This is a genomic window from Nitrosomonas sp. (assembly GCF_019752415.1).
GTDB lineage: Bacteria > Pseudomonadota > Gammaproteobacteria > Burkholderiales > Nitrosomonadaceae > Nitrosomonas.
Genome location: NZ_JAIEME010000006.1, coordinates 1 through 7,150 on the forward strand (window position 1 = coordinate 1; position 7,150 = coordinate 7,150).

Below are 7,150 nucleotides of genomic sequence, written 5' to 3' on the forward strand. Positions count from 1 at the left end.
CGCAGCAAAATCTTTGACTTTTTTGTGCTAACTGAACCGGAATATAGTCATTTTTCGATCGATTATCACCGTGTTTGACAATTGAACCAGCTTACAGTACATTCAAAACTTATGGAAAAGGTGGTTTATTTTTCCTATACCCTGGCTAATCTCTACTGACCTGGTCAAGTAAAACCGGACACTCCAGTTAAGCTGCTTTTGTCGATTTTGCTGCTTCTTTCTCATACTGGTTTGGGCTTTTGTAGTCCAGGTATGTCAATCAGCGTTGAAAACTTTCCAGGTATCAGCACCAATATTTTCAGCATAAATTCATATTCCATTGTTCTATATGAATAATAAATTTCGTATTTGAAAATAATATATTCTAAAAGTGGCAAATATTAGATGCTGATTGACACGGCAAGTTAGGCGGACACACCGATTTTGTGCGTCAATTAGAGTATTCTGCGCGCTACAAGCCCAGTGTTGAGTATCGTATGAGTGCATATCATGAATTGATGTCATTTGTTGGTATATGCTATCATTGACATCATATAATAAGGAGTGAAATCAAATGTCTGTTGTTACTGTTCGCAATTTGCCCGAAGAAACGCATCGCGCGCTTAAGCTGCGTGCTGCTCAGCATGGACGTAGCACCGAAGCTGAAATCCGGGAAATTCTGGAAGAGGCAGTGCGCCCTAGGACGCGTGTCAAAATTGGATCTGAACTCGCTGCTTTTGGGCAATCCTTTGGGGGGCTTGATTTTAATGACACTCGTGATCAGACGCCGACTGATCCGGCAGTGTTTGAATGATTATTCTGGATACGAATGTCATATCCGAGCCGATGAAACCCAGCGGCAATCCCGCCGTTCAAGCTTGGCTTGATCGGCAAACAGCCGAGACACTGTATCTGACAGCAACAAGCCTTTCAGAATTGCTGGTCGGTATTGAAATACTACCAGATGGCAAGCGTAAAGAAGGACTTGATGCCGCGTTGAGGAAACTGATGGAGAGGCTTTTTGGGTCGCGCATACTATCATTCGATCAACAGGCTGCAGTAGCATATGCGCCCATAGTCGGTCGAGCTAGGACTAACGGTCGCTTCATCTCTGTGGCAGACGGTCAGATTGCCGCAATCGCGGTCGTACATAGATTCACCATAGCGACGCGAGATACTGCACCTTTTATCGCTGCCGGAGTGCCCGTCATCAATCCTTGGGAAGAATGATCTTAGGTATTTTGTGTTAATGGCAGTTATCAAAGGAACATCGTTATGCGAGAACGAAATAAGATACGGAATTGACTGTGTCAAATTTGTGCCAAACTACTCTGCAAGTGTCACCGTTTGTGGTTGTGTGAGACAGTTTTTATGCTTGGCAAGCATTGTAAGTGATTGATTTATATGTAACTGGAATTTGTAAATAAGTTTTGTAATCAGAAGGTCCCGAGTTCGATTCTTGGTGTCGGCACCACTTATATTTTCTTATTAAATACAGTAAGTTATACATCTAGTTATGTGGATTTTTACGGTTTGTATTATGTTAATCATATTCGTTGCGTAATCTTGATTCAAATAAATATAAACTTTTATAATCAACAAATTAATAGATTGTTTTTAGACTTTTGGTTTGATAACTAGCACCCCTGACTAAAAATCAGATCGTCTGTCGTTATAAGTCACAGATTTTTTATGTTTTTTTTAGAAGTTGTATTTGGATTAGTTCGCAACGTGCAACTGTACACGTATATCTGCTCATCGTAGAATAAATTCCTTTATGCGGTCCGAAGGACAGAGCACCACGACTTTAGCTGTGGGTGAATGAGGAATTCAGTCAGTTGCGCAAGCAGGTACTGTGCAGATTGGTTGGTCAATTCCGTGAGGAATTGTAATGCGCGAAGTGCGGCGAAGCCATGTAGAGCCACGGGTTTCTCGTGGATATCTACTTAAGCCATATTACTGCCTGTATAGCCATCCTTCCGGATATCCTGGAACAGCTTTTGGTAGTACGACGATCTTTCCTGAAGTGGCGAGCATCCGCTTCCAACACTAGCAACTACTTGAATTCAAATGGTGCCAGCCTACCAGGCTTCTTCCCTCTTTGATATTTAACCGCGCCATCACCCGTTACTCGCAACCACTTCTTGATCGTGTTCCGGACATGCGCTAAGCGCTAAAGTGATCTTGCGGTGAATAGCTAGGTTAATAACCGCATAATATGCGGCGATACATCTTGACTTTGCGGTGAGTATCACCTATGATCACCTTAAATAATGCGGTGATTAATATGTGGGTTCATGAACATCAAAACTGGCCAAACTTCACATGGGATGTGGGATCCCTTGTATCCAAGTTGGCTGATATACGCCATCGTCAAGGACGCTTGCTCGGTCGCATGGAAGGACTGGGCTTTGAGCTCAAGTGCGAAGCCAGCCTAAGCACATTGACCAATGACGTAGTCAAATCCTCTGCTATTGAGGGTGAAAACCTAAACCCGGAGGAAGTTCGCTCCTCTATTGCCCGTAGGCTTGGGATTGATATTGCCGGTCTTATTCCCGCAAGCCGAGATGTGGAAGGCATCGTTGAGATGATGCTGGATGCCACGCAGCAGTTTTCTAAGCCGCTGACCAAAGACCGTCTTTTTGATTGGCATGCTGCGCTATTCCCTACAGGACGAAGTGGCACGCATAAAATCACTGTTGGCGGCTGGCGTACCATCGACGCAGGCCCAATGCAGGTTGTTTCTGGCCCAATTGGAAAAGAGAAGGTTCACTTTGAAGCCCCTGATGCCGACCGTTTGGAAAAAGAAATGCATGCGTTTCTCAAATGGTTTGGCAACAACGATGACATTGATCCAGTCATTAAAGCAGGTATTGCTCACCTTTGGTTTGTCACCATTCACCCGTTTGAAGATGGGAATGGGCGAATTGCCAGAGCCATTGGCGATATGGCCTTGGCGCGAGCAGATGGCACGCAAGACCGTTTTTACAGCCTATCATCCCAGATTGAAGTGGAACGGAAGCATTATTACGATCAACTTGAGAAACAGCAACGTGCGACACCCGATATCACAGACTGGCTGTCATGGTTCTTGGATTGCCTTGGCCGAGCGATTTCCAATGCCGAAACGACACTTGGTAATGTTCTCTTCAAGGCCCAGCTCTGGGATACAATTAATCAAAAGCCCGTCAATGATCGCCAACGACTGATCATTAACCGCATGCTTGAAGATGATTATGAGGGCTTCATGAACACCTCGAAATACGCCAAGCTGGCCAAGTGCTCAAACGATACGGCGTTACGGGATATTCAGGAATTGAAGGAAAGAGGCATCTTCATTCAAAATCCCGGTGGCGGACGCAGCACCAGTTACAGGCTTCCGGGCCGAGAGGAGACATAGCGCTTCCACTTATCCGTTTTGTTAGGATTTTAGATGAATGATTACACTAATGAGATTGAGGAGATCAGACGGCGCATAGATTTGCTGGACGTTGAGCGCAGGGACTTGCTTGGCAGGTTGAGTATTCTTGAAAGCAAACATCAGCAACAACAAAGAGTGGCATTACAGCAATTTTCATCGCAAGAGAAAATCTACATATTCCGCCAGCTTTTTCGAGGCAGAGAAGATGTTTTTCCCAAACGCTGGGATAATAGAAAAACAGGCCGTTCCGGATATAGCCCGGCATGTTCAAATGAATGGGTACGCGGTATCTGTGAAAAGCCAAGAATCAAATGCACCGAATGTCCCAACCAAGCATTTATTAAAGTGTCCGATGATGTAATCCGACAGCATCTTACTGGCAAAGATGCTCAAAATAACAACGCCACCATTGGCGTATATCCGTTGCTACCTGATGAAAGGTGTTGGTTTTTAGCTGCTGATTTTGACAAGGAGAATTGGCAAAAGGATGTTGCTGCATTCATGAAAACCTGTAGCAATAAGGCTGTCCCAGCATATGTGGAGAGATCACGATCAGGAAATGGTGGCCATGTATGGATTTTCTTCTCGAGTCCTGTTGCGGCATCGGACGCTCGTAAAATGGGATCATACTTGTTAACTGAGACAATGGAACACCACCCTGATTTGGGTTTTTCTTCTTATGATCGCTTCTTTCCTAATCAAGACAATATGCCTGCAGGGGGCTTTGGCAACTTAATTGCTTTGCCGCTACAGCGTGATCCTCGCCAACAAGGCAACAGTATTTTTTTGGATGAAAATTTTCAGCCTTACCCTGATCAATGGGCTTTCTTATCTGCTGTAAGAAAGATGACATCACAAGAAATCGAAATGCTTGTACTTGAGGCAATTGATCGTGGAAGAGTAACCGGCCTACATATCCCGGTTGATGACGAAGATGCTGACGAGCCATGGAAAGCAAGGCCGTCCAGAAAGCCCCATCCTCTTGAAATAACAACACCCATACCTGATGCCATAAAAATTGTTGCAGGTAATCAGCTATACATTGAGAAAAACAGATTACCGCCACAACTTATCAATCGGCTAATACGTACAGCCGCATTTCAGAACCCAGAATTTTACAAAGCACAGGCGATGCGGCTGCCAATATTTGACAAGCCTCGTATCATCGCATGCGCTGAAAACTTCCCAAACCACATTGGACTGCCGAGAGGCTGTTTAGATGACATTCTTGAGCTATTGGCAGAGATAAACATAACGCACGAAATTGTTGATAAAAGAAATGCGGGCAAAGCAATACGCACAAAATTTTTTGGGATGCTTAGTAAGGATCAAAAATCAGCAGTTAAGGCCCTTTTGGCTTACGACACGGGAGTTCTTTCTGCAACAACGGGCTTTGGTAAAACTGTTTTGGCAGCCCACATTATTGCAAAACGCAAACGGAACACTCTGATTCTGGTTCACAGAAAACAGCTTCTTGAGCAATGGATTGCCCGGCTTCAAACTTTTTTGGATCTTGAACATATCAATATTGGCCAAGTAGGCGGTGGCAAAAGAAAATCAACGGGTCAAATTGATATTGCGCTGATACAGAGTCTAGTTCGCAAGGGAGAGGTTGATGATTGTGTCGCAGATTACGGCCAGCTTATCGTAGATGAATGCCACCATCTTTCCGCTGTGAGCTTTGAAGCTGTTGCAAGACAATGCAAGGCAAAATACGTCCTTGGGTTGACAGCGACACCGATACGGAAAGATGGTCAGCAGCCAATCATATTTATGCAATGCGGCCCTATCAGGCATCATGTCGATGCAAAGAAACAGGCAAAAAAGCGTCCGTTTAGCCATTTTGTCTTGCCACGCTACACGGAATTCAGACTGCCATTAAGTTTGACAGAACAATATGAGCGCCCGCCGATTCAGACAGTATATGCCGAGCTGGCAAATAATAGTGCTCGTAATGAAATGATTGTGAGTGATGTTGTGTCAGCTTTGAAGGATGGACGATCACCGGTCATTTTGACTGAGCGAAAAGAGCATGTCGCCTTTTTTGCAGATTGCCTTTCTGGCTTTTCAAAGCACATCATAACCCTTCAAGGGGGGATGGGCAAAAAAGCCCATAAGCAAATGCTTGAGGAACTTGAGAGCATCGGCGATCATGAAGAACGAATTTTGATAGCAACAGGCCGATACATTGGTGAGGGTTTTGATGATGCCAGGCTGGACACATTGTTTCTTGCGATGCCCATATCTTGGAAAGGCACGCTTGCTCAATATGCAGGAAGACTGCACAGAATTCATCACAACAAAACTAAGGTGCAGGTATATGATTATATCGATTATCAGGTGCCTGTCTTACAGCGAATGAGCGAAAAACGCATGTCTGGTTATAGAAGTCTGGGATATGAGATTCAGTCAACCGGCACTGCAAGAATTAGCAACATACTACCCGGATTATAGCGCTTTCAATGAATCGTTATTCTTCAATGCTTTGGTGAAGGCTGGGTGTAGGCAGGCTTTTTAATTTCTACAATCGGAAGACGGAAACTCCAATTGTAATAGTATAAACAGATTGATATCATTTACAATATCATGATTAAGCTTGTTCTGGATACAGATGTTATTGTAGCAGCAATGCGAAGCCCAATCGGCGCGTCAGCTGCATTATTAGGAGAAGCACTCAAGAAAAGGCTTATTTTGTTAGCGAGTGTTCCGCTCTTTATTGAATATGAAGCCAAGTGCACAGAATCTGAGCACTTGACCGCTGCTGGACTTACGCAACTGCAATCTCAAATGTTTTTGGATGGCATCGCAGCAATAGTTCAGCCTGTTAAAACACATTATTTATGGCGACCAATGTTGCATGACCCAAATGATGAGATGGTGTTGGAAATAGCTGTAAATGGTGGTGCAGATGCAAAAATGGCAAAACGCGATGGTACAAGCCTTAATCAATTTATTTCGATGGCAGTGGCGGAAAAAATATCTGCATTGGAAACTGAAGAATTTTTTAGGGAACGCGCCAAGCGTGCTAATTTAAAAATGTTTGAAGACATTCTTTATCGTCAAGGTGGAGAATCGCCGCGAGAAGGTGATGAAGTAGAGAAATAATTGAGCGGCACTATCTAAATGCGTTAAAAAATCGATTGTGCCAAATTTGTGCCAGACTGTGGCTGAGAACCCACTGATTGTGGCTGTGTGACATTGGTTTTAGCTTTGGCAAGCATTGTAAGTGATTGATTTATAAATACCAATAAATTACAAATATGTTTTGTAATCAGAAGGTCCCGAGTTCGATTCTTGGTGTCGGCACCATAAAAATCAATGAATTAGAAATACAATCACTCAGTAATATCCATATATGGGGCAGCAGTGGGGCACTTGAAAATAACAAAGTGCAATACTTGTGCCTCTTTTTTTATTTTATCTATCTCAATAATTGCGCTATAAGAGCCATAAAAATGTCTAATTTTATTTTCCACTGCCCCATGGGTGTCCAAGATAAGAATTAATGTAATATAACACATTGTATATAGGTGATATTAAATATGGTAACTTATGATTGCTTATCAGGTGTTGTTATTTACTGCCTTTTGCTGTAACCTACTTTCAGTGATTGATCACTTGAAAGGGCAATTATGGCAAATATCGAAAAGCGAATTTCCAATGATGGAAAAACCAGTTACCGGGTAAAGATAAGATTAAAAGGTTATCTAATGTTGATACCGGTTTAAAATTGACCCCCCATTACGGTTG

5 protein-coding genes are annotated in these 7,150 nt (G+C 43.3%); all 5 read left to right on the forward strand.

Going from position 1 to position 7,150, the window contains the following annotated elements; translation table 11 throughout:
• The first annotated feature begins 553 nt into the window (after positions 1–553).
• Positions 554–793 (forward strand): Arc family DNA-binding protein, encoded by a 240-nt coding sequence (locus tag K2P83_RS01375; RefSeq protein WP_090321499.1) that lies wholly within the window; start codon positions 554–556, stop codon positions 791–793.
• Complete coding sequence (locus K2P83_RS01380; RefSeq protein WP_292926082.1) at positions 790–1,209, forward strand: type II toxin-antitoxin system VapC family toxin; 420 nt, start codon at positions 790–792, stop codon at positions 1,207–1,209. Before K2P83_RS01375 ends, K2P83_RS01380 begins: the two co-directional genes overlap by 4 nt.
• A 1,057-nt stretch (positions 1,210–2,266) precedes the next feature.
• On the forward strand, positions 2,267–3,379 hold the full coding sequence (locus K2P83_RS01385; protein ID WP_292926085.1) for a Fic family protein: 1,113 nt from the start codon (positions 2,267–2,269) through the stop codon (positions 3,377–3,379).
• Between the two features lie 33 nt (positions 3,380–3,412).
• Positions 3,413–5,854 (forward strand): DEAD/DEAH box helicase, encoded by a 2,442-nt coding sequence (locus tag K2P83_RS01390; protein WP_292926083.1) that lies wholly within the window; start codon positions 3,413–3,415, stop codon positions 5,852–5,854.
• A 132-nt stretch (positions 5,855–5,986) separates the two neighbouring features.
• On the forward strand, positions 5,987–6,505 hold the full coding sequence (locus tag K2P83_RS01395; RefSeq protein WP_292926084.1) for a putative toxin-antitoxin system toxin component, PIN family: 519 nt from the start codon (positions 5,987–5,989) through the stop codon (positions 6,503–6,505).
• Positions 6,506–7,150 lie beyond the last annotated feature (645 nt).

Coding starts and splice junctions, on each gene's coding strand:
- K2P83_RS01385 (WP_292926085.1), top strand. CDS start 2,267: ATGTGGGTTCATGAACATCAAAACTGGCCAAACTTCACATGGGATGTG.
- K2P83_RS01375 (WP_090321499.1), top strand. CDS start 554: ATGTCTGTTGTTACTGTTCGCAATTTGCCCGAAGAAACGCATCGCGCG.
- K2P83_RS01390 (WP_292926083.1), top strand. CDS start 3,413: ATGAATGATTACACTAATGAGATTGAGGAGATCAGACGGCGCATAGAT.
- K2P83_RS01380 (WP_292926082.1), top strand. CDS start 790: ATGATTATTCTGGATACGAATGTCATATCCGAGCCGATGAAACCCAGC.
- K2P83_RS01395 (WP_292926084.1), top strand. CDS start 5,987: ATGATTAAGCTTGTTCTGGATACAGATGTTATTGTAGCAGCAATGCGA.